The 21,967-nt window shown below is 64.0% G+C and carries 18 protein-coding genes; 9 read left to right on the top strand and 9 right to left on the bottom strand.

Features of this window, described 5'->3' with window-relative positions:
* Positions 1-6 precede the first annotated feature (6 nt).
* The 3 genes from OCL88_RS10055 to OCL88_RS10045 all read right to left on the bottom strand — a co-directional run bounded on the left by OCL88_RS10055 (position 7) and on the right by OCL88_RS10045 (position 2,396).
* Positions 7-291 (bottom strand): acylphosphatase, encoded by a 285-nt coding sequence (locus tag OCL88_RS10055; RefSeq protein ID WP_264962404.1) that lies wholly within the window; start codon positions 289-291, stop codon positions 7-9.
* A gap of 100 nt (positions 292-391) precedes the next feature.
* On the bottom strand, positions 392-1,213 hold the full coding sequence (locus OCL88_RS10050; protein ID WP_021472717.1) for a glycosidase: 822 nt from the start codon (positions 1,211-1,213) through the stop codon (positions 392-394).
* 151 nt (positions 1,214-1,364) lie between these two features.
* The gene (locus OCL88_RS10045) at positions 1,365-2,396 is read right to left on the bottom strand and encodes an adenosine deaminase (RefSeq protein WP_264962403.1); all 1,032 of its coding nucleotides are present in this window, start codon (positions 2,394-2,396) and stop codon (positions 1,365-1,367) included.
* Between the two features lie 83 nt (positions 2,397-2,479).
* On the opposite strand from OCL88_RS10045, the gene OCL88_RS10040 reads away from it, so the two are divergent.
* Positions 2,480-3,385: an MSMEG_6728 family protein gene (locus OCL88_RS10040; protein WP_062095517.1), complete on the top strand. Its 906-nt coding sequence runs from the start codon at positions 2,480-2,482 to the stop codon at positions 3,383-3,385.
* A 108-nt stretch (positions 3,386-3,493) separates the two neighbouring features.
* On the opposite strand, the gene OCL88_RS10035 is transcribed toward OCL88_RS10040, so the two are convergent.
* A complete protein-coding gene (locus OCL88_RS10035) occupies positions 3,494-4,825 on the bottom strand; it encodes a purine-cytosine permease family protein (RefSeq protein ID WP_264962402.1) in 1,332 nt (443 codons plus the stop codon).
* Between the two features lie 190 nt (positions 4,826-5,015).
* Entirely contained in the window at positions 5,016-6,458 is a 1,443-nt protein-coding gene (locus tag OCL88_RS10030; protein ID WP_264962401.1) for a PucR family transcriptional regulator, read from the bottom strand.
* A gap of 121 nt (positions 6,459-6,579) precedes the next feature.
* Here OCL88_RS10030 and pxpA point away from each other — a divergent pair, with 121 nt between their 5' ends.
* From pxpA to OCL88_RS10005, 5 genes are read left to right on the top strand one after another with little or no spacing between them, the layout of a single operon-like run.
* Positions 6,580-7,344, top strand: coding sequence for a 5-oxoprolinase subunit PxpA (pxpA, locus tag OCL88_RS10025; protein ID WP_062095513.1), 765 nt, complete (start codon positions 6,580-6,582; stop codon positions 7,342-7,344).
* 50 nt (positions 7,345-7,394) lie between these two features.
* Positions 7,395-7,634 carry an acetyl-CoA carboxylase gene (locus tag OCL88_RS10020; RefSeq protein ID WP_021472723.1) on the top strand — a complete coding sequence of 80 codons (240 nt, stop codon included), beginning with the start codon at positions 7,395-7,397 and terminating at the stop codon, positions 7,632-7,634.
* Between the two features lie 6 nt (positions 7,635-7,640).
* The gene (locus OCL88_RS10015) at positions 7,641-8,996 is read left to right on the top strand and encodes an acetyl/propionyl/methylcrotonyl-CoA carboxylase subunit alpha (RefSeq protein WP_264962400.1); all 1,356 of its coding nucleotides are present in this window, start codon (positions 7,641-7,643) and stop codon (positions 8,994-8,996) included.
* The gene (locus OCL88_RS10010; RefSeq protein ID WP_264962399.1) at positions 8,993-9,898 is read left to right on the top strand and encodes a 5-oxoprolinase subunit B family protein; all 906 of its coding nucleotides are present in this window, start codon (positions 8,993-8,995) and stop codon (positions 9,896-9,898) included. Before OCL88_RS10015 ends, OCL88_RS10010 begins: the two co-directional genes overlap by 4 nt.
* Positions 9,888-10,868, top strand: a complete 981-nt coding sequence (locus OCL88_RS10005; protein WP_264962398.1) for a biotin-dependent carboxyltransferase family protein — start codon at positions 9,888-9,890, stop codon at positions 10,866-10,868. The genes OCL88_RS10010 and OCL88_RS10005 overlap by 11 nt, the downstream gene beginning before the upstream one ends.
* A 102-nt stretch (positions 10,869-10,970) precedes the next feature.
* Here OCL88_RS10005 and OCL88_RS10000 read toward each other — a convergent pair whose 3' ends face one another.
* Entirely contained in the window at positions 10,971-13,424 is a 2,454-nt protein-coding gene (locus tag OCL88_RS10000) for a Tex family protein (protein ID WP_264962397.1), read from the bottom strand.
* A gap of 76 nt (positions 13,425-13,500) precedes the next feature.
* Between OCL88_RS10000 and OCL88_RS09995 the strand changes: the two genes are divergently transcribed.
* On the top strand, positions 13,501-13,797 hold the full coding sequence (locus tag OCL88_RS09995; RefSeq protein ID WP_021472728.1) for a hypothetical protein: 297 nt from the start codon (positions 13,501-13,503) through the stop codon (positions 13,795-13,797).
* Positions 13,798-13,873: 76 nt separating this feature from the next.
* Here the strand turns inward: OCL88_RS09995 and OCL88_RS09990 are convergent, their stop codons facing one another.
* On the bottom strand, positions 13,874-14,305 hold the full coding sequence (locus tag OCL88_RS09990; protein ID WP_021472729.1) for a CBS domain-containing protein: 432 nt from the start codon (positions 14,303-14,305) through the stop codon (positions 13,874-13,876).
* Between the two features lie 379 nt (positions 14,306-14,684).
* Here OCL88_RS09990 and OCL88_RS09985 point away from each other — a divergent pair, with 379 nt between their 5' ends.
* The gene (locus OCL88_RS09985; RefSeq protein ID WP_062095503.1) at positions 14,685-16,928 is read left to right on the top strand and encodes a hypothetical protein; all 2,244 of its coding nucleotides are present in this window, start codon (positions 14,685-14,687) and stop codon (positions 16,926-16,928) included.
* 119 nt (positions 16,929-17,047) lie between these two features.
* Here OCL88_RS09985 and OCL88_RS09980 read toward each other — a convergent pair whose 3' ends face one another.
* On the bottom strand, positions 17,048-17,500 hold the full coding sequence (locus OCL88_RS09980; protein ID WP_062095501.1) for a nucleoside deaminase: 453 nt from the start codon (positions 17,498-17,500) through the stop codon (positions 17,048-17,050).
* Between the two features lie 97 nt (positions 17,501-17,597).
* On the opposite strand from OCL88_RS09980, the gene OCL88_RS09975 reads away from it, so the two are divergent.
* Entirely contained in the window at positions 17,598-21,176 is a 3,579-nt protein-coding gene (locus OCL88_RS09975; RefSeq protein ID WP_264962396.1) for a TM0106 family RecB-like putative nuclease, read from the top strand.
* A gap of 69 nt (positions 21,177-21,245) precedes the next feature.
* Here the strand turns inward: OCL88_RS09975 and OCL88_RS09970 are convergent, their stop codons facing one another.
* Positions 21,246-21,965, bottom strand: coding sequence for a triose-phosphate isomerase family protein (locus OCL88_RS09970; RefSeq protein WP_052474152.1), 720 nt, complete (start codon positions 21,963-21,965; stop codon positions 21,246-21,248).
* Positions 21,966-21,967: the final 2 nt, after the last annotated feature.

Genomic DNA, 21,967 nt, shown 5'->3' with positions numbered 1-21,967 from the left:
CTGGGCCTAGCCGGCTATCCCAAACCCTGCGAATTCGCCCGTGGCCTCGGACAACTCCGAGTCCACGCGCTCCACACGGCCGGGCGCGTGCGAAGAATCCAGCCAGTCCAGGAGCCGTTGGACGTCGTGGCGCGGGCCCTCGGCAACAACTTCCACCGTGCCGTCGGCGAGGTTGCGGACCGTGCCCGTGAGCAGCAGCTCGTCCGCCTTAAGGGCCGTCCGGTAGCGGAAACCGACCCCCTGGACCACGCCGGAAACCCGCGCGGTGAGCCTCACTGCATCTGCTGCCATGGACCCACCTTAACGAATCCAGCCCTTGCCCGCTGCTCCCCCTGCAAAGGAAGGATCAGCGGACAAGGGCCGGATTCGTGAGTCTTACTGCGGTTGGGGGCTACGCCACCACGATGTCGTGCGTTGCGTGGCTGTACGTGATGGTGACCGGGCCGCCGTCGTGGTTCAACTCGTGGTTGGCACCGTCGCGGACTCCGAAGGCACCGTAGTTCTCGTTCCACGAACGGTTCAGCGCGATCTTGTACGTGTAGAAACCGGCCGGGAGCTCGGCCGACAGGGACCAGACCTGCACCAGCGGGTTGAACTCCATCTGGGTTTCGTCGTACTGGGGGGCCCAATCCTCGGGGGCACCGAGGATCTTGTTGAAGTCCCCGGCAACCGCAACGGCTTCTGGCTGAGGCAAGGTCTCGACGGCGGATGCAGCTTCAGCCTTGGCCGGTGCCTTGCGCGTCGTCTTCTTGGCAGCCGTGGCCTTGGGCGCGGCTTCCTTCGCGGCAGCGGCCTTGGGGGCAGCTTTCTTGCCGGCAGCACGCTTGGTCTTCGGCTTCGCAGGCGGGGCAGTCGGGACGGCGACATCGTCCGGAATGGGGGTTCCGGCGTCGAGCGCTGCCGCGAAAGCCGCAGCGTCCGGGAAGGCGACGGTCGCGCGCAAGCCCTCTTCCGGGATGGTCCAGCCGGAACGTCCCTTGACCAGCCAGCCCGCCTTGACCAGCTTGGCCGAAGCGGATGTCAGGGTCTTGTGGCCGCGCGGAATCCCACCGCTCAGCAGTTCAGCCTCGTGGGCGTTGAACGGAACGCGGGCGGTTGCTTCGGCCAGGACTTCACCGGCATTCAGCTTCTCCTCGGACCAGACATTCTCGGCGAGGATGTCCAGTACGGCCTTCAAACGAAGATTGGTGTTCTCGGCGGTGTTCGCGCCCATGCTTCTCCTTCAATGGGTGAATACTCACCCAGCAGTTTGCCAATGATTTGTTAATTCCCGCGACTGCGAAAGGTAAACACCGTGTGTCGTGACCGAGTGTGACATTCACGACGCCCCAAGTGATGGAGGAGTCTCGGCTACAGCGGCGAAATTACTGCGGCGGCAGCGACTCCTTGACCCACTGGGTGACTTCCTCCAGCAACTCCGCTTTGCGCTCATCGCTCGCGAACGAACTCCGGATGGAGTTCGCCGCCAGAGTTGCCTGCTCCGGAACGGAGAAGCCGTGGACTTTCACCAGTTGCTGGTAGTTGTCGTCCACGTAACCGCCGAAGTACGCGGGATCATCGGAGTTAACACTAACGTTCAGGCCGATGGCGAGCATTTCCGGCAAGGGATGGTCTTCGAGTTTGTCCACAGCCCGGAGCCGTACGTTTGACAAGGGGCACACGGTCAACGGCACCTGTTCGGCAACCAGCCGCTGCACGACCTCAGTGTCCTCCATGCACCGGATGCCGTGGTCGATCCGCTCGACGTGCAGGAGGTCCAAGGCCTCGGTGATGTACGACGCCGGACCCTCCTCGCCCGCGTGCGCGATCCTCCGCAGGCCCGCCTCGCCGGCGCGCTGGTACAGGCGCTCAAATTTCGACGGCGGATTGCCCACCTCTGCGGAGTCCAGCCCGATGCCGGCGATCGGTGCGTTCATATCAAGGAGCTGCTCCAGCACGTCCAGCGCGGAGTCCTCGGGCATGTCCCTCAGGAACGCGGCAATGAGCAACGTAGAAACGCCGAAATCCTCCTTGGACGTTGCCAGGGCTTTGGCCACGCCGTTCACGCAGGTCTCCAACGCAACACCACGGGACACGTGTGCCTGAGGATCCATCATGATCTCCGCATGGCGTACGCCACCGGCCGCGGCCCGCTTCAGGTAGTTACGGGTCATGTCCGTGAAATCCTGCTCGGTCTGCAGGACAGCCATGTTTGCGTAGTACAGGTCCAGGAAGGACTGGAGGTCCGTGAACTCGTACTTCTCGCGCAGTTCGTCGATGTCCTGGTACGGAAGGTCGATCCCGTTGCGTTCAGCCAGGGAGAAGATCAGCTCGGGCTGGAGAGTCCCTTCGATGTGCAGGTGCAGTTCGGCAACCGGGGGCGCCGTCGTCGTCGTTTTCTCGCCAATAGTTTCCACTCGACAACTCTAGGCCGAATCGTCTTCGCGTGTCCCCGGACACTCAACTTGGATCTGCGGCGATGCACCCCCAAACTGAAAGGATGCAGACTTTCCTCCCCTTCGCCGATTTCCGTGAGAGCGCCGCCGCGCTGGACACCTCAAGGCTCGGCAAGCAGCGCGTCGAAGCCCTCCAAGTGCTCCGCGCATTGGTCATCCCCGAGTACGGCTGGCAGAACCACCCCGCTGTGCGCATGTGGATGGGCCATGTCCCCGCCCTCACCATGTACGGGCTGGCGATGGTGGACGAGTGGGTCAAGCGTGGGCACCCGGACAACACCCGTGACAACATCGCGGAGTTTGCGCCGCAGGCTGCGCACCCGGACTACGCCGCCAAGATCCCCATGCCGTGGTGGCTTGGTGAGGAAGAACTGCACCTCAGCCACCGGTCCAAGCTGGCGGGCAAGGACCCCAAGCACTACCGCGAACTCTTCCCGGGGATCGAGGAACGGCTGGATTACGTCTGGCCCGAGCCGCGGCACGAATTCCACCCCGAGGACCCCGAAGAGGACCGGCTCTGGATCGTCCGCGCACCCGTGGGTGAGCTCCGGCCGGAGCAGCTGGAGACCGTGAGCCTGCCCCCGCACGGGAAGGCGCGCCCCGTCGCCAGCCCGGACGAGTACCAGTTCGTGTACGAGGAAGAGAAGTCCCGCCGCAACCTCGGTGCTCCGAAGAAGCGTCCGGTGCAGCGGGAGAAGAAGCCCACGCGTAAGCGCGCCGCCCAGGACCAGGCCTTCAGCACGCTACCCGGTAAAACGGAGGTCGCAGTCCCGTTCGACGGTGGACAGACGTTCGCTGTCGGACTCATCCAAGGCCGGCCCATCACGGTTGAGGGCCGTTTCGCCCGCAACTTCGAGGTCACCAACGTGATCAAGCGCTCCGATTTCGACTACCCCGCACTGCTGCAGGACCCCCGCGTGTTCTTCCCGGTTCCCGCACCCGCGCAGTAACTTCGGTTTCTGTGCCGCCCGGATATAGCGCACGACGGCGGCAGCCGGGTTCTGTTTCTACGGAACCCGGCTGCCGCCGTCGTTTGCTTGTCGCAGTTTGTTTGCTGCCTAGACGAGCTGCTCCTCATCCAGGTGGACGTCTTCCGAGATATCCATGGCGGGCGGCTTCTTCAGCCGGTAGGCCACCACATAGCTGCCTGCCGCAAGGGCCACTGTGATGAGCGGCGCCAGCTGCGCCAACACGGGTGCCGCTATTTGTTCGGTCAGGTAGATGCCGACTCCGGACGCAAGGATCCAGGCCACGGTTCCCGGGCTGAAGGCGGACAACCGTTCCCGGCGGATCTCCGGGACTTCGTTGATCTTGTGCCGGTTCAGGGCGATGTAGACCAAGGCGATAGCCACCCAGGCGGTGACGAACACACCCTGCCATGCCAATGCCTTGAGCAGGTAGGACAGGACGTTGGTGAGCATCAACAGGTAGGCAATGGCGCCGGCAACAATTACCCACACCCACCGGGGAAGGGCCAGGCGGAACACGCGGGTGGCAAAGGCGTCCAGGTTGGACGAGGCCAGATAGTAGTTGGCCGTGTTGATGCGGGTTTGCGAAATGAAGATGACGAGGACCCCGAAGATGCCCAGGGATGAGATGAAGGCGTCCACCACCCCGGTCTCGGTACCTTCCAGCCCCCACGCGCTCATGATGTAGATGCCCACCAGGCCGTTGATGCCGAACGTGAAGGCGTAGAAGACCCAGCCAAAAGTGATCCGGCCGTGGAACTTCTCGTCCTGCTTGCGGGCCATGCGGGCGTAGTCGAACGTGTACATCATCATGATCCACACACCCATGTAGATCAGGTAGGACGTCAGCCAGCCCGGAACGGGGCCGTCGGCGATGCCCTCGGGGAAACCGACCGGAACACCGCGGATGGCAGTGGCCGCGACCACCACGGCCACCAGCCCGGCGAAGTACAGCGGCAGCAACCAGCCGTTGAGCCGGTCAAGCCAGTTCTGCACTCCACCTGCCACCAGCGGAAGGGCGTAGATCACCACGATGGCGTACCACATGGTGATTTCACCGCCGAAGAACTTCTGGAATGCCACCGCGATGATGGATCCCTCGAACACTGCGTAGTAGATGGCCGTGGCCGCGAAGATCAGGGAGGCCAGCGCAGAGCCGACGATTCCAAACAGCGTCCGGGAGAGGAGCTCCACTGTGAGCCCCGTCCTGGCCGCATACCGGGAAAGGACAAGGTTGATGATGCCGTAGGTGGCAATGGTGAGAACCATGCCGATGATGGTGTTGACGGTACCGACCGCGTTTGCGGAGGCAACGGCCACATAAATCCAAAACATGGCCGAGAAAAGAGCCCACCAGGCCATGGTCAGGGACCAGCGCGGAGCACGGCGTGCTTCCGGCATGACGTAATTTGCGTAGGACAAAGCAACCCCTAGGGTTCGGTCGAACGGAGAGGGCCTGGATTCCTGCCGCCGTGAGCGATGTCCCAAGAGGTTCACGTATCGTGGCGGGCAATTATGGCCCGCATCTGAGGCTAGTGATGGCCACCACAGGCGGGCATCGGGATTTTCGCCCAATTTTGGGGCCTCCCGTTATGCAGCCTGCACATTTACCTCACGCATTGGCGGCGACGATACTCAGCGCGAGCAGGCACGTCGCCCTGACTTCCCCGTCGGACAGGTCCAGCCCCAGCAGGTCCTCGATCTTACGGAGCCGGTAGCTCAGGGTGTTCCGATGGATGAACAGTTCCTCGCAGATCTCGCGGGAACTCCCGCTGTGCCGCAAGTAGCAGGCGAGGGTCTCACGCAGGGCGCTGCCGCCGTCGGCCGCCAAGGGCGCCAGCAGGCGTTCGGACATCGAGACCAGTCCCGCGCTCGGCAGCCCTTGGACGATCCCGGCAAGGTCTGCGAGCGGGGCGGTCCGGACACCGGGCTTACCAAGGTGCCGGCGGGCGAGGCTGAGGGCCAGCGGAAGTTCGTTCAGCGTCGAGTTTTCCGTGACCAGCACGGAAAGCTCGGGCGCGTCCTTGAAGAAGTCCATGACCATGTCGAACAGCGGTGGCGTGGCTCGCTTCTGCTGCACCAACAGGGTGGTGAGGCCTTTCTCCTCCATGAAACGAACAATGCCGAAATTGCTTTCGAGCCCAACCCTTGCCCGCCACGCGATGGCCCGCAATTTCAGGCGCGGAATGTCCTTGGAGGCCCCGATGAGCACGGAACCCCAGGAGGCGTCGGGATCAAACCCGGTTTCCGTGGCGAGTTTCTTCAGCTGCCCGGGCCGCACCCCGCCGTCGTACAGCGCTTCCATGAAGCGGGCGGCCTCCCTCGAGTGGAGAGGCGACCGTGAACCCAGTGTGTAGCTCAGCTGCATCGCGATCACGGCCGCCACGGGACCCAGGATCGGCTGCAAAACCACGGTGCTCTTGATGCCCTCGATCATCAGCCGGAACCGTTGCGACTCTCCGCTGGGGATACGCAGGGTTGTGCGCGCAGTACCTCCCGCTGCGTCCCCGGCCCCGATAAGTTCGAAGCCGACGTCGTCCACCACCGTCACCCGCGCGTGGACGAAAGCGGCAACGCGCTCCAGGACCGTTGCCAGCGAGCGGCCCTCGGCAGCGAGCCGGGTACATTCATCCGCCAACTCCCACCCGGACCGCAGTTCCTCATACCGTTCGGTGGCAATGACGTGTTCCACATGCCGCATGACCAGCACGAACGGCACCTCGGGTGGCAGCTCCAGCAGTGGCAGTCCGTGAACTTCGCAGGCCTCCACCAACCCGGCAGGAAGCTCGCTGTGCGCTGCCCCCAGCCCGAAGACAAGCCCGGAAACCGGCACCGCCATCAGCCGCTCCACGTAGGCGTCCCAGATCCGGTAGTCCTTCACGTTGAGGCCCATGCCGTTGGTCAGCACCAAGGCGTTGACGCTGAGGAAGGGGGTGGGGTCCATGTGCTCGGTGGGTGCGCACCAGACGATGGGCCTGGCAAGGCGGCCCGGACTCCCGGGAACACGAAGGGCTATCTTGAGGTCGGGGTCGTCCACCAAGTCCGAAACACGCATTTGGGCCTCCGTCAGTTGCAGGCGGATCAACGCCCGATAGTGCAGACATCATAATCCGTTGCGCGAGATTCAGCAGCCTGCACAATTACTATCCGAAGTTCACTTGGATAGCGTTGCCCCCATGCAAACGAATGTGACCTCAAGCACTTCTGCGCCCAGCCCTGCGAAGACCGTGCTCCTGAACTCGGACATGGGCGAAGGCGTGGGCCTCCACGAGTTTGGCAATGACGAACAGCTGATGAGCATCATCGATGTTGCCAACGTGGCCTGCGGCTACCACGCCGGCGATCCGGACGTCATGAACCGGACCGTGGAGCTTGCCGCGGAACACGGCGTGGCCGTGGGCGCCCACCCCGGGCTCCCTGACCCTGTGGGATTCGGCCGTCGCCGCATGGTGCTGCGTCCGGAGGAAGTCGAATCCATCATCCTCTACCAGACAGGCGCACTGACGGCCTTCCTGGCGAAACACGGCCTGCCCCTGAACCACATCAAACCGCACGGCGCGCTGTACGGCATGCTGGCCGGCGACGAGGAACTCATGGCTGCTGCCGCCGGCACTGCCAAGCTGTTCGGCGTCCCGTTCTTCGGACTCGCCGGGACCGCCCACGAGTCCGTCTGCAAGGCCATGGGCGTGGACTTCGTCCCCGAGTTGTACGTAGACCTCAACTACGGACCCGCCGGTGAGCTCTTGATCCAGCGCCGCCCCGAGCCGACCGACCCGGACGCCGCTGCCCACCGCGTGCAAAAAGCGCTCGACGGCGGTCCTGTCCTCGCCGTCGACGGCACCGAACTGGACATCACCTTCGGCAGCATCTGTGTCCACTCCGATGCACCCAACTCCGTTGCCGTTGCCTCTGCCGTGCGCGCAGTGCTCAACGCCCGCTGAACCTTTCCCCCCTTTTTCCAACCCCACTTTTCTGAAAGCGAGAACACCCCATGGGAACCATCGTCTCCCCGCTCCCCGGCATCTTCTACCGAAAGCCCGGCCCAGGAAAACCACCGTTCGCCAACGAGGGCGACACGATTGAGGTGGGACAGACACTGGGCATCGTGGAAATCATGAAGCAATTCACCGAAATCCAGTCCGACGTGGCCGGCATCCTCGAATCGTTCGAAGTGGCCGAAGGCGACATGGTCAACCCCGGCGACCCCATCGTCGTCGTACGCGAAGGATAGGCACCCATGATAAAGAAACTGCTGATCGCCAATCGCGGCGAGATCGCCGTACGCATCATCCGCACGGCACGGGACATGGGCCTCGGCACGGTGGTTGTTGTCAGCGAGCCTGATTCAACCTCCCTCGCCGCACGGTCCGCCGACGAATCCGTGGTGGTGGGCCCCGCCCCCGCCCCCGCCAGCTACCTCAACCAGGACGCGATCATTGCCGCAGCCCTGGACACCGGCTGCGACGCAATACACCCCGGCTACGGGTTCCTCTCGGAGAACACTTCCTTCGCCCGCAAAGTAGCGGACGCCGGGCTCATCTGGGTGGGCCCCGACGCCGACGCCATCGAGATGATGGGCAACAAGTCACTGGCCCGCGAGTCAGCACATAAAGCCGGAGTCCCCGTGCTTCGTGGTACCGACGGTCCACTCGCCCCGGACGCAGACGCCGTAGCAATTGCCTCCGGCATCGGTTACCCCTTGGTGGTCAAAGCATCCGCAGGCGGCGGTGGCCGTGGCATCAGGTTCGTCAGCGCTGAAGACGAACTGCTGGAAACCATCGAGATGGCCCGCGGCGAGGCAGCCTCCGTGTTCGGTGACCCCACGGTGTACCTGGAACGCTTCGTGGAGCACGCCCGCCACGTGGAAGTCCAGATCCTGGGCGACGGCACCAACTTCATCCACTTGGGCGACCGCGATTGCTCCATGCAACGCCGATCGCAGAAGGTCATCGAAGAGGCTCCCGCACCGGACCTCCCCGACTCCGTGCGCCGGACCATCCGCGAGTCCTCCGTGGAGCTTGCCCGGCAGTGCGGGTACCAAGGCGCAGGCACCGTGGAGTTCCTGTACGACCCCCTGAACCATGAGGCTGCGTTCATCGAGATGAACACCCGTATCCAGGTGGAACACCCCATCACGGAGCAGATCACCGGGGTTGACCTGGTCCGCGAGCAACTGCTGATCGCAGGAACCGGTTCCATGTCCCTGAGCCAGGAGGACATCACGTTCACCGGGCACGCCATCGAGTGCCGGATCAACGCCGAGGACCCGGGCAACAACTTCTTCCCGAGCCCCGGGCGCCTGGACTCCCTTGAATGGCCCACCGGCGAAGGAATCCGCGTGGACACGGGTGTGGACACCGGATCCGTGGTGAGCCCGTTCTACGACTCCATGCTGGCCAAGTTGATTGTGCACGCGGCCGATCGGGACTCCGCCATCGCCGCCACCCTCGCTGCTTTGGACCACGTCCACGTCGAAGGCGTCAAAACCACTGTCCCCGTGCACAAGATGCTGCTGGCCCGTCCCGAATTCGCGGCGGTCACCCACCACTCCAAGTTCATCGAGTCCGCTCCCGATCTGTTGGAGGCGAAATGACAAGCCCAAGCCCGGTCCTGAAGGAAGCACGGTACACATGGGGCGGCGACGAGTTCCTGTTCGTTGAGGTCGACGAATCCATGAGCCTGGCGGCCAACTTCAAAGTGATGTCCATCGCCAGGAAACTGTCGGACGCTGCGCTGCCCGGCGTCGTCGACATCTGCCCGGCCAATGCGTCACTGCTGGTGAGGTTCAATCCCGACGTCCTGCCGCCGTCGAGCCTTGAATCAACGGTCCGGAACATCGAACTGGAACTGTTGAACCACAACGAACAGGTGCTGGAGACGCGGATCATCGAGGTTCCCGTCTGGTACGACGATCCCTTCACGGCTAAAGTAGCGCAGCGCTTCCGGGAAGGATTCCATCAGGAACCGGACGGTACCGATCTGGATTACGCCGCGAAGGTCAACGGTTTGCAGGACGCCGCAGATTTCATCCGGCGCCACCACGAACAGCCGTGGCTCGTGTCCATGGTGGGGTTCGTGGCCGGGCTGCCGTTCCTGTTCCAACTGGTGGAGCGGGACAAGCAACTGCAAGTACCCAAGTACCTCAGCCCCCGTACTGACACCCCCAAACTGACAGTGGGCCATGGCGGTTGCTTCGCAGCCATCTATTCCGTCCGCGGCGCCGGCGGCTACCAGATGTTCGGTGTAGCAGCGGCTCCGATTTACGATCCCGCACAGTCCCTGGCCGATTTCAAGGACTTCATGGTCTTCTTCCGACCCGGCGACATCGTCAAGTTCACGCCAGTCACCGAAGACGAGTACAACGAAATCCAGGCGCAGGTCGACGACGGAACATACCGCTACCGCCAAGTCCCGGTCACCTTCGACGCGTCAAAGGCTTTGGCTGATCCGCAGGCTTACAACCAGGAACTCATGGAGGCCCTCAATGGCATTTGATATCAAGAATCCTGGCCTCGCCACCACCGTCCAGGATCAAGGACGCGTGGGCTACTACAACGTGGGTATCCCGCAAAGCGGCTCCATGGACCAGTATTCGGCGGAACTTGGCAATGCCTTGGTAGGAAACAGTGCCGGAGACGCCGTCCTCGAATGCACATATCTGGGACCTGTTCTGGTGACAGACACCGATGCCACCATCGCCGTTACCGGCGCTCCCGTTGAGGTCAAGATCAACGGACAAGCCCGGCCGCAGTGGACGCAACTCCAGCTCAAGGCCGGCGACGAGCTCAGCTTCGGCGTCATCCAGGGCGGCACGCGCTACTACATCGCGGTCCGCGGCGGAATCGACGTCCCCGTAGTCCTCGGGAGCCGGTCCACCTATGTCCTTGGCGGCATTGGCGGGCTCAACGGCAGGAAGCTCGAAGCCGGGGACCTGGTGCCGGTCGGCGAGCCAACCGGTGACCTTCCAGCAGTCCGGGTCATGCCTGAGCACTTCCGGCCTTCCTACGACAAAGAGCAAACCGTGCGGATTGTCCTGGGCCTCTACGACCACCGGCTAACGGACACCGGGAAGGAGAACCTCCTGAACGGCGAATGGAAAGTAACCCCCGTGGCCGACCGGATGGGCCTCCGCTACTCCGGGCCGGGGGTCGAATGGAAAGAACGCGAGCAACCGTTCGGCGCCGGATCAGACCCCTCCAACATCGTCGATGCCGGTTACGCGGTGGGATCCATCCAGATTCCCGGCGGCACTCAACCCATCATCCTGCACCGTGATGCTGTTTCCGGCGGCGGTTACGCCATGGTCGCCACCGTCATCAGCGCCGACATGGACCTTGTGGCCCGTGCGGCCCCTGGGACTGTCACGACGTTTGTTGCCGTCAGCCAGGACGAAGCAATCGTGGCACGCAAGGAGCGTTCGGAACTGAAGAGCAAAGCCTGGGAGGCCTTGGCGGCAAAGGCGTAAGACGGCACCCAACTGGGTCGCAGTTAAGCGCGTTTAGAGCGGTCAAAACGCGCAGTACTGCGACCCAGTTGGGTGTCTTTTTCGTGCCGGTTGCTTGTCCGGTTATTTGCCCAGGCCGGCGCGTCGGAGGGCTTCCGCCATGGCCGTGTCTGCGGATGCGGCGCCGCCCTGCCGAGGGTTGGCGTTGCGGGGATTGCCCTGCCGCTGACCGCTTTCCTGCCGGCGATCCCGCTGCCCTTGTCCTTGGCCCCCGGCACCGCCGCGCTGTCCCCCGTCGCGGCCGGCCGCGCGCGGGGTACCGCCCTGCTGACCCGCAGCACGTCCACCTCCGGCGCGACCGCGGCCGCCCGAAGCGCCCGGCTCATCATCCAGCCGAAGCGTGAGGGAGATCCGTTTCCGCTCGGGATCGGCTTCGAGCACCTTGACCCTGACAACCTGCCCGGACTTCACGATCTCGCGGGGATCGGACACGAACTTGTTGGACAGCGCAGAGACGTGAACCAGCCCGTCCTGGTGCACTCCAACATCCACGAACGCACCGAATGCCGCAACGTTGGTGACGGTGCCTTCAAGGATCATGCCGGGCTTGAGGTCCGAGATCTTCTCGATGCCCTCGGAGAAGGAAGCCGCCTCGAACGCGGGGCGCGGGTCACGGCCCGGCTTTTCCAGTTCGGACATGATGTCCTTCACGGTGGGCAAACCGAATGTGCCGTCAACAAAGGCTTGCGGGTCCAGTGCAGTAGCAGGACCTCCACCGGCCGCCGCGAGGATTTTGCGGGCAACCGAGTAGGCCTCGGGGTGCACGCTGGAGGCGTCCAGTGGTTCCACTCCCCCGGTGATCCGAAGGAAGCCGGCGCACTGTTCAAAGGCCTTGGCTCCCAGCCGGGGCACCTTCTTCAGATCGCTGCGCTTGGCGAACGGGCCGTTCTGGTTCCGGTAGGCCACAATGTTTTCGCTGAGCAGCGGTCCAACACCGGCCACCCGGCTCAGGAGGGCCGGTGAGGCCGTGTTCACGTCCACACCCACGGCATTCACACAGTCCTCCACCACGGCATCCAGGGAGCGGTCCAGCTTGGATGCAGTGACATCATGCTGGTACTGGCCCACGCCGATCGACTTGGGCTCGATCTTCACCAGCTCCGCCAACGGGTCTTGGAGGCGACGGGCGATGGACACGGCACCGCGGAGCGAGACGTCCATTCCCGGCAGCTCGGACGCTGCCAACGCCGAGGCCGAGTACACGGACGCGCCGGCCTCGGACACCACCAGCTTCTGGACGCCTTTCACACCGGCGGCATCGAGGGACTTGATGAGCTCCGTGGCGAGCTTGTCCGTCTCCCGGGAAGCCGTGCCGTTGCCGATGGCCACCAGCTCGATGTTGTGCTGCTTGGCGAGCCGTCCCAAGGTGGCCAGGGCCTCGTCCCATTTCTTGGCGGGGGCGTGGGGGTAGATAGTGTCCGTTGCCACTACCTTGCCGGTACCGTCAACAACGGCCACTTTCACGCCCGTTCGGAGTCCCGGGTCCAGGCCCAGCGTGGCCCGGTTGCCGGCAGGCGCCGCGAGCAGGACGTCGCGCAGGTTGGCTGCGAAGACGCGGACGGCCTCGTCCTCGGCGTCGGCGAACATACGCCCGCGAAGGTCCGTCGTGAGCCGGTCAAGGATGCGTCCGCGCCACGCCAGCTGCGCCGTTTGGGTGAGCCACAGGTCAGCGGGCCGGCCCTGGTTGGCGACCCCGAGGGACTTGGCCACAGCGTTCTCGTACCGCGTACGGGCGGCGGCAAGGGCGTCGTCGTCGGCGGGGTCCGCTTCGGCGAGATCCAACTCCAGGACGCCGTCCTTCTCACCGCGCAACAGCGCGAGCACACGGTGCGAGGGCATGCCCGATGGCACCTGCGTGAACTCGAAGTAGTCTTTGAACTTCTGGCCCTCGGCTTCCTTGCCCTTCTTCACGCGGGAAACCATGCGGCCTTGGGTCCACAACCGTTCGCGGAGGTCCTCGGCAATGTCCGGATCCTGTGCCACCCGCTCCACAAGGATGGCCCGCGCCCCGGCGAGCGCAGCAGCGGCATCTTCGATGGAGTGCCCGGCGTTGAGGTACTTGGCGGCCTCGGCCTCGGGACTGAGTTGCGGGTTGGCCAGCAGGGAGTCGGCGAGCGGCTCGAGTCCGGCTTCGCGGGCGATCTGCGCCTTGGTGCGCCGCTTGGATTTGAAGGGGAGGTAGATGTCCTCCAGCCGCGCCTTGGTATCGGCCCCGACGACGGCGGCCTCGAGTTCGGGGGTCAACTTTCCTTGCGCTGCGATCGCCTCGAGCACTGCCTTCCGGCGATCCTCCAGTTCGCGCAGGTAGCGGAGGCGTTCTTCGAGGTCGCGCAACTGGGTGTCATCCAGCGTCCCGGTGGCTTCCTTGCGGTAGCGGGCGATGAAGGGGACCGTTGATCCGGCGTCGAGCAGTTCCACCGCGGCCTTGACCTGCCAGGCCTGGACGCCCAATTCCTTGGCGATGAGCTGGTGGATGGCAGAGTCGGCTGACTGGTGTTGGAGAAGTTGAGTCACCATGACAGTTTGCCTCACCCGGCCGACACTTTCAGGTCCGGCCCTATCCCGAGGGCCGCGTTAGTGCTGTAGTTGGACCATGCAGGAACTGCTGATTATCCTCCAGGACGGCTTCGAATCCGATGACGTGACAGTTACCGTCAACGGCAAGGAAGCTGCGTCTGAGCGGGAGGTGTCCACCAAAATGTTGCTGGGCATGGCCGATGAAATGACGGTGGAACTTCCCGCGAAGGGCGCCACCGTGGGGGTGGAAGTCAGGAGTCGGAATCTCAGCGCAAGCAGGAAGCTGGCAGGTAAGCCCAAGAGCCTGATCGTCTCTATCGAGGAGGGCGAGCTGGTGCTGCGCGAAGGAACGGGCCGCGAGGCGTTCCTCTAGGGAGCGCTTCGCGGCGGCTGGATTGGTAACGCCGGGCCGCGCCTCCGGAAGGGCGGCACGCGGGACCCGCGGGCGGCTAGTGGGCCATGTGCTCCTTGGCGGAAATGTGCTCCACCAGTTCACCGACGCGCTGCTCGCTGTAGTTGCGGGCGATGTCCCCTTGGCTGATGATGCCCACCATGGCGCGGTTGCTGATGACAGGTAGCCGGCGCACCTGGTGTTCTTCCATCATGCGGATGGCTTCGTCAACGTTGGCATCAGCGTCGATCCAGTACGGCTTGCCTTGGGCGAGTTCGCTGGCAAGGACCTGACGGGGATCCTTTCCTTCGGCGATGCACTTGACCACAATGTCGCGGTCGGTGATGACGCCGGTCAGTTTGCCGTCGTTGCCGCAGATGGGAAGCGAACCGCAGTCCATGTCCCGCATCATGCGGGCGGCCACTTCAAGAGTCTGGTCCTCGACGACGCACTTGGCATCTGTGGTCATGAATTCACGTACGACACTCATGGGTCCTCCTTCATCGAATGGGTTCTCGACGCGGGAGCTACGGGGTCCTCGGGGGTATTGCAGATGGGGTCCTCGGCACCGACGCCGATGATGCCAGACTACGCCGGGCGGCTACTACTGGCTAGGCGCGCAGGCGGTCCCCGCAACGAATTTTCCCACCAGGTCTATTCAAATAATCCATTCGCTGGAGTATCATCCGTTGTGGGTTATTCACGGCTTCCGGGCACGGCCATTCAACCTCCTCAGGACTCCCCACTCGCACCGCCTGCCCCCGAGCCGTCACGCCGTCACCGTCCGCCCCGGACCGGCCCCCAGGCCGCGTTCGCCGCAAACGGCTTGGGCAAACATTGATTGCTTGCAGCGCGAGAAAGATCCTCCCATGGACACCCCCAACGTCCCCAGCACCCTCCTTGACCCTGTCCCCCACCACCCCTCAGCCATTCCGTTCCCTCCCGCACCCGGGCCGTCTCCCGCCTCGTTCCCCTGGCCATCGGAGGACTGGTGGCGCTGTTGGCGGACCGCCGCCATCAGCGGCAGGTATGAAGGCAACCAGGCCGTCACCGGGCCTGTTGGCAGCGCAGTTGAACTAAGGCTCGACGTCGATCCCCGCCAAGGCGTCGAATCTCCCGTATTGAACAAAGTCAGCGGGGACTTCTTCAGTACCCGGACTGTGAAAGTCGGCGGGCTCACCCAGGTAGTGAAGACGTACGTCGAATCATGGATCGTCGATGCTCCGGTGGTGACCATCAACAAGTCCGATGCCCACATCACCGGCACTGTGCGCTTCTGGAAAGGCACGCACCCGGTGACCTCAGTGGAGGTTATTGTCTCCTGGTCGAACGGCGCCATCACCGGCGCGGTTGCCACGTTCACGGGCGGGGGCGTCGCGGGGGCACCGTACGCCTGCAAGTACCGTTCTGATTGCTTCAGGGACGTGAACCTTGAACTGGACTATTGCCAGTCGGTGGATATCGAACCGAAAGTGCCCGTCTATAACAGCCACGGGCACAACAACAGGCCGGCCGATCTGGCCGAACGCACACTGACGATCGAGTCGTCCTATAAAGACGCCGGAATTGCGGTCACCATCGACGCCGTCCATACCGTGATTGACGACAGCGCTCCCGGTTTCGCTTCGTGGAGCGTCGGTGAGCTGCATGATGCCATGGAGACCTCCTTCGGCAAGTACAACTCCGGCTGGCCCGCGTGGAACCTCTGGGGCGTCCAGGCAGGACTGTTCGACTCCGCAGGCGTGGGCGGCATCATGTTCGACGCCGCTGCCGGGTTTGGCGGCGCAGGCCGGGGACCCGATCGCCAGGGTTTCGCGGTTTTCCGCAACCACACCTGGTTCACCAACCTCGTCAGCAACCCCGCCACCCAGGACGAGGCGTGGGCCATGCGCCACTTCCTCTATACCTGGGTCCATGAGGCCGGACACGCCTTCAATTTCCTGCACGCGTGGGATAAAGCCCGCCCGGATTCCCTGTCCTGGATGAACTACGACTGGAAATACGATCAGCGCAACGGCGCCGATGCGTTCTGGGGCAACTTCCGGTTCCGTTTCGACGACGACGAACTGCTCCACATCCGCCACGGCGACCGCGCCGCCGTCATCATGGGCGGTGACCCTTGGGCCTCCGGTGGCCACCTGGAATCTCCACCGGGCGCCATGACCGTGTCCGGGCCGGGAAGCGACATCGAGCTGACTCTTTCGGCCAAGGACTACTTCGACTACATGGAACCTGTAGCCGTCGAGTTCCGGTTGCGGAACACGGGCGACGCCCCGGTGCTGGTGGACTCGCGGTTGGATCCCCGGTACGGGAACACCAGCGTCTACGTCCAGAAGCCCGACGGGACCGTAGTGCTGCACGAATCGGTTGTCTGCTTCTATGGCCTACCGGAACTGGTGACCCTCGCGCCGGCACCGACCGATGGCGGAAGCGACGGCAGCGACCGTTACAGCGAGTTGGTACAGCTGGCCTATGGGACGGTCGGCTTTGTCTTCGACCAGCCGGGCCAGTATTTGGTCCGGGCCGTATACAGCACCGACGGCGTCGTCCAAGCCTCCAACACCTTGCCTTTGCGGGTCGGTTTCCCCGTCTCCAAGGAGGAAGACCGCTTTGCTCCGGAGTTCTTCACCCGCGAGGTTGGGCTCACCCTCGCGTTCGAGGGTTCCATGTCGCCTTACCTGAGCCGGGGCCTGGATGCCTTGACCGAGGCAGCCGAGCGCTTCAGCGGCGCGCCTTTGGGCGTAAAGGCGGCCACCGCCGTCGCGCAGTCCGTGGGCGATGACTTCTACCGCAGGCAAAAGGACAAGATGGTGAAGCATCACAGCGCGGACCCCCAGAGGGCACTCAGCCTGACCGAACCGGTCCTTGCCAGTTACCAGCAGGAGGGCGGCCGGAGCAGCAACCTGGCCTACCGGAAGCTGGTGGAGTTGCGCACTGACCTGCACGCGAAGTCCGATGACGCCGCAGCTGCAAAGTCGGAGGTGGAAACCCTCGCCAAGGACCTGGGAAGCCGCGGCGCACATGCCTCCGTAGTGGCTCAGGTCAAGGAACTCATCCCTTCAACCCCGGCGGCCCGTTCCCGCCGGTCGGCTCCGAGGAAGCCCGCCAAATAGCCTTCGGATGGCTTTTTGAGCCGCGGTTCCCAGCAGCCGGCGACGGCGGCACCCCGCCCTTGGTGCCGCCGTCGCTCCTTCTTTGCGCTTTTGTTGAACTCCTCTTGGCCGCCGGTGACCTATTCGGCGATGTCCTCGGCCCAGAGCTCGGCATGCTCTTCCTGGAACGTGCGCATCATGTCGACGCAGCGGGGATCATCCAACACCACCACCTCCACGCCGCGGGAACGGAGGAGGTCGAATTCGCCCGGAAAGGTTTCCGCCTCGCCCACCACCACGCGCGGAATCTTGAACTGGATGATGGTTCCGGTGCACATCGCGCACGGTGCCAGGGTGGTGTAGAGCGTGGTATCCCGGTAGCTCTTCTGACGGCCCGCGGCCCTGAGGGCCGACATCTCGCCGTGGGCGATCGGATCGCCGTTTTGCACCCGTTCGTTGTGGCCGCTGGCAATGACCTTCCCGTCACGGGCCAACGCTGCGCCGATGGGAATGCCGCCTTCGCTCAGGCTCTTCTGCGCGGCTTGGTAGGCAGCTTCGAAGGCTGCATCTGTGGCGTGGGTCGATTCAGTCATGGGGGCAGTCTAGAACGGCGGCACGCTAAATTGTCCGAGCCCGCTGGTAGCTTGGCTGCAAGGGTTTCAGCTTTGCTCGGCGTTAGGAGTAGGTACCGTGTTCTTCCTCGATCCGGAGGCAGCGGGCGCACCGCAGGACCTGGTCTTCTCCGCCAGCGACCTCGTCATTGCTGCAACCTGCGAGTACCAGCTGCTCCGCAAACTCGACGAGAAACTCGGGCGCTCCCCCGTTGCTTCCTTTACCCCGGACGCCATGCTGGAAAGGACCGCCAAGCTGGGGGATGTCCACGAGCACAGGGTTTTGGACGACTTCATTGCGGAGTTCGGACCTTGGGACGCGGAGACGGGAAGAGGCGTTTACGACGTCGAACCCGCCACCGCGATGGACCGCGCCACCCTGACTGCCAAGCATGCGGAATCAATCACGGCGCTCCGCTCCGGTGCGGACGTCGTTTTTCAGGCGGCGTTCTTCGACGGTACGTTCCACGGCAGATCGGACTTCCTCGTCCGGAAACCCGGCGGCGAGTACGCGGTTTTTGACACCAAGCTGGCCCGTCATGCCAAAGTCACTGCGCTCCTTCAGCTGGCGGCGTACGGGGACCAGCTCCTTCAGGCCGGCATCACCCCCGATCCCGTGGTCACGCTGGTCCTGGGCAACCGCGAGCACAGTGACCACCCCTTGTCACAGATCCTGCCGGTCTTCAAAGAACGCCGCCGCCGATTCCTGAATCTGACCGCTACCCACATCGCGGAGTCCGGGCCTGTGGCGTGGGGCGACTCCCGCTTCACAGCATGCGGGCGGTGCGATTACTGTGCGGAGCAGGTCCAGCTTCACCGGGACCTGCTGATGGTGGCAGGCATGAGGATCAGCCGCCGGAAGAAACTGATCGAATCAGGCGTCACCACCATCGACCAACTGGCCGTCCTGCCTGTCGAAGACGACCACACCCTGCTGCGGCTGCGCGAGCAGGCCCGGCTCCAGACCGGCGTCGGATCCCCTGACGGAACGGTCAATTACACGGACAAAGCAGGCGAGGCCAGGTCCGTCAGCTACAACATCCTGCCGGACAACACGCTGGGCAGGCTCCCTGCACCTGATCCGGGCGACATCTTCTTCGACTTCGAGGGCGATCCCCTGTGGCAGGATCCAGTGTCCGGCAAGTGGGGGCTGGAGTACCTTTTCGGCGTCATCGAGAACCCCCAGGAGCCGGGAGCCACGCCGGTATTTAGACCCTTCTGGGCGCATTCACGGTCCGAAGAGGGACAGGCATTCGTTGACTTCCTGGATTACGTGGCCAAGCGCCGCGCCCAGTTCCCGGGCATGCACATCTACCACTACGCGGCCTACGAGAAAACGGCCCTCCGCAATCTCTCCCTTACTCACGTGCTGGGAGAATCCGCCGTCGACGATCTCCTGCGGCAAGGCGTGCTGGTGGACCTGTACGACACCGTCCGCCACAGCATCCGGGTGTCCGAGAACTCCTACAGCATCAAGAAACTGGAGCCCTTGTACATGGGCCGGCACCTCCGCTCCGGAGAGGTCACCGACGCCGGTGCATCGGTGGTGGCCTATGCGGATTACTGCACGGCAAGGGATACGGGCCAAGTCGACCAAGCCGCGGCCATCCTTGAAAGCATCCGTGACTACAACGAATACGACTGCCTCTCCACGCTGGAGCTACGGAACTGGTTGCTGGCACGTGGTGCGGAGCGGGGCATTGTTCCCGGTGCTTTTGATGCCGCGGCCGGGGAGGCGCCGGCAGGAGAGGCCCAGCCCGCGTCGGACCCGGAAAAGTATCAAGCGGCGCCGGAGGAACAGGCGCTGTTCGACTACCTGGACGGTTTGCCCGAGGACCAGCGTGCTTCGGCGGATGCAAAGGCCATTGGCATCGTGGCGGCAGGAGTCGGGTATCACCGCCGCGAGGACAAGCAGTACTGGTGGGGGCATTTTGATCGCCTCGAGAAGCCCACCTCGCAGTGGGACGACGCGCGCGATCTCTTTATCGTCAAGGACGGCGAGGTGCTGCAGGACTGGGCCAAGCCAAGTCCCCGCAGTAATCCGGCGCGGATCCTGAAATTGGTGGGCCGTTCAGGTGACGGGGCAGGACTGGAGGTTGGCAAGAAGTACTTCAGAATGTACGGGCCGCCATTGCCTGATGCGTTGGTCGGAAAGGAGTCGTCCGTTCTGGGCCGGAGTGGGTGGGACGGCACAGAGGTCGTGGAGACCGGCGAGGAAGAGGACTTCGAGTTCGTCATCGTCAAGGAAGGGCTGCGGAATGATTCTTCGGAGTTCCAGCAACTCCCCATGGCCCTCACTCCCAGCCAGCCCATCTTCACTACAGGACAAAGGGCTGCACTGGCCGCCCTCGCCACGCGGCTGCGGGACTCCCTGCCGGACTGGCCGGACCACCCTGCCCTGGACATGATCCGCAGGAACCCGCCCAGGCTCCGCACGTTGAGCGCGCTGCCGCCGGTATCCCCCGGCCCGGACGGATACATCGAAGCGATCACGGCTGCGGTAAAGGACCTGGACAACTCATACCTGGCCGTGCAGGGTCCTCCGGGCAGCGGGAAGACCCACGTTGGTGCACACGTCCTGGCACGGCTGGTGGACGAGGGCTGGAAAGTCGGAGTAGTGGCACAGTCCCATGCCGTGGTGGAAAACATGCTGTGCGCTGCCGTGGAGAAGGCCGGCGTGGACCCACTGCGGGTAGCCAAGGAGGTCAAACATGGCGAGCCTGTGCCGTGGGAGGGCTGCGGTAAGGCAGATGTCACCGACATCCTGGCCAAGCCCGGTGGCGCCCTGATTGGTGGCACGGCCTGGGCCATGGTGGGCAAAGAGGTCCCGCCGGGGTCCTTGGACTTGCTGGTCATTGACGAAGCCGGGCAGTTCTCGCTCGCCAACACCATGGCCGTCAGCCGGGCCACCAAGCGGCTTCTGCTTCTGGGAGATCCACAGCAACTTCCGCAGGTTACCCAAGGAACACATCCGGAACCCGTGAACGAGTCGGCACTCGGCTGGCTCTCGGACGGCCACAACACCTTGCCGGCCGAGCTTGGGTACTTTCTGGCCCTGTCCTGGCGCATGCATCCGGCGCTGTGCCAGGCCGTGTCCGAGCTCTCCTATGATGGCCGGCTTCGGGCTGCGGAGGCGGCATCGGCACGCACCTTGGAGGGCGCCGCTCCGGGGGTCGCGTGTGTCTACGTGGAGCACTCCGGCAATTCGACCTCGTCCCGGGAGGAAGCACAGGAAGTAGTCCACCAAGTCCAGGCCCACCTCGGCCTGGACTGGCGTGATCCTTCCGAGCAGGAAGGATCCCCCCGCCCGCTCCAGGAGACGGACATTTTGGTGGTTGCTGCCTATAACGCCCAGGTCCAGCTGATCAAGCACCACCTTCGCGAGGCTGGACTCGGCAAGGTCCGGGTAGGCACCGTGGACAAGTTCCAAGGCCAGGAAGCGCCGGTGGTGGTCGTCTCCATGGCCGCCTCCGCCGCGGGGGAAGTACCCCGGGGAATGGAGTTTCTCCTGTCACGCAACCGGATCAATGTGGCGGTGTCGCGCGGCAAGTGGCGTGCCGTCGTCGTGCGTTCGCCCGAACTGACCAACTACCTCCCGACGCATCCGGAGGGACTTGAGAACCTGGGCGGTTTCGTTGCCCTCTGCTCCCCCGAATAATCCCCCAACTAACTGGCAGTAGGGGTTGTTCTGAGCGTCCAGAACAACCCCTACTGCCAGTTAGTTGATTTAGTTGGTCAGGGCCAGGGCCTCGTCCAGCACGCTTCCAAAGTTCGCGGGATCGTGCGCGAATCGGCCCAGGAAGAGCCCGGAAACACCCGATAGCTGCGGGAGGAGTCCGGGCTTGGCCGAACCGCCATAGATGATGGGCAGCCCCGCCAAACCATGCTCTGCCAGCAGCGCCCGCACACCGGCCACTACCTCGGAAACGTAGTCCGCCGAAGCCGGCTCGGCCGCTCCGATGGCCCAGACGGGCTCATAGGCCACAACGATCCTGCCGGCCACAGCCCAGTCTCCGGAAACTGCTGCCGAAACCTGTTCGAAAACAGTCTTCGCTGCGGCGCCGGGCTCTGCCAGCTCCGTCTCGCCCACGCACAGCAGCGGCGTCACGCCATGATCGACGGCGGCCCGGACCTTCAGTGCGATGGTGGCATCGTCTTCGGCAAAGTGCTTGCGCCGCTCCGCGTGCCCGATCTCCACCATTCCCACGCCCAGTTCGGCCAACATCGACGGGGACACTTCGCCGGTCCAGGGACCGTCAGCCCAGCCGCAGTCCTGCGCGCCCAGAACCACGGGGGTGCCTTCGAGCTGCTGCGCAGCGGCGGGAAGAACCGGGAATGAAGGGATGACAAACGGGACAACCCGCCCGGCCGCGAGGGCCGGACGGGCGTCCACTTCCTTGTTCAGTCGCTCAAGCCACGCCAATGTTTGCGCGTAGCCCATGTACATCT

Source organism: Paenarthrobacter sp. PAE-2, assembly GCF_026013155.1.
Taxonomy (GTDB): Bacteria; Actinomycetota; Actinomycetes; order Actinomycetales; family Micrococcaceae; genus Arthrobacter; species Arthrobacter ureafaciens.
Note: the sequence above shows the minus strand (reverse complement) of the source record. Positions and strands in the feature narration are given on the sequence as shown.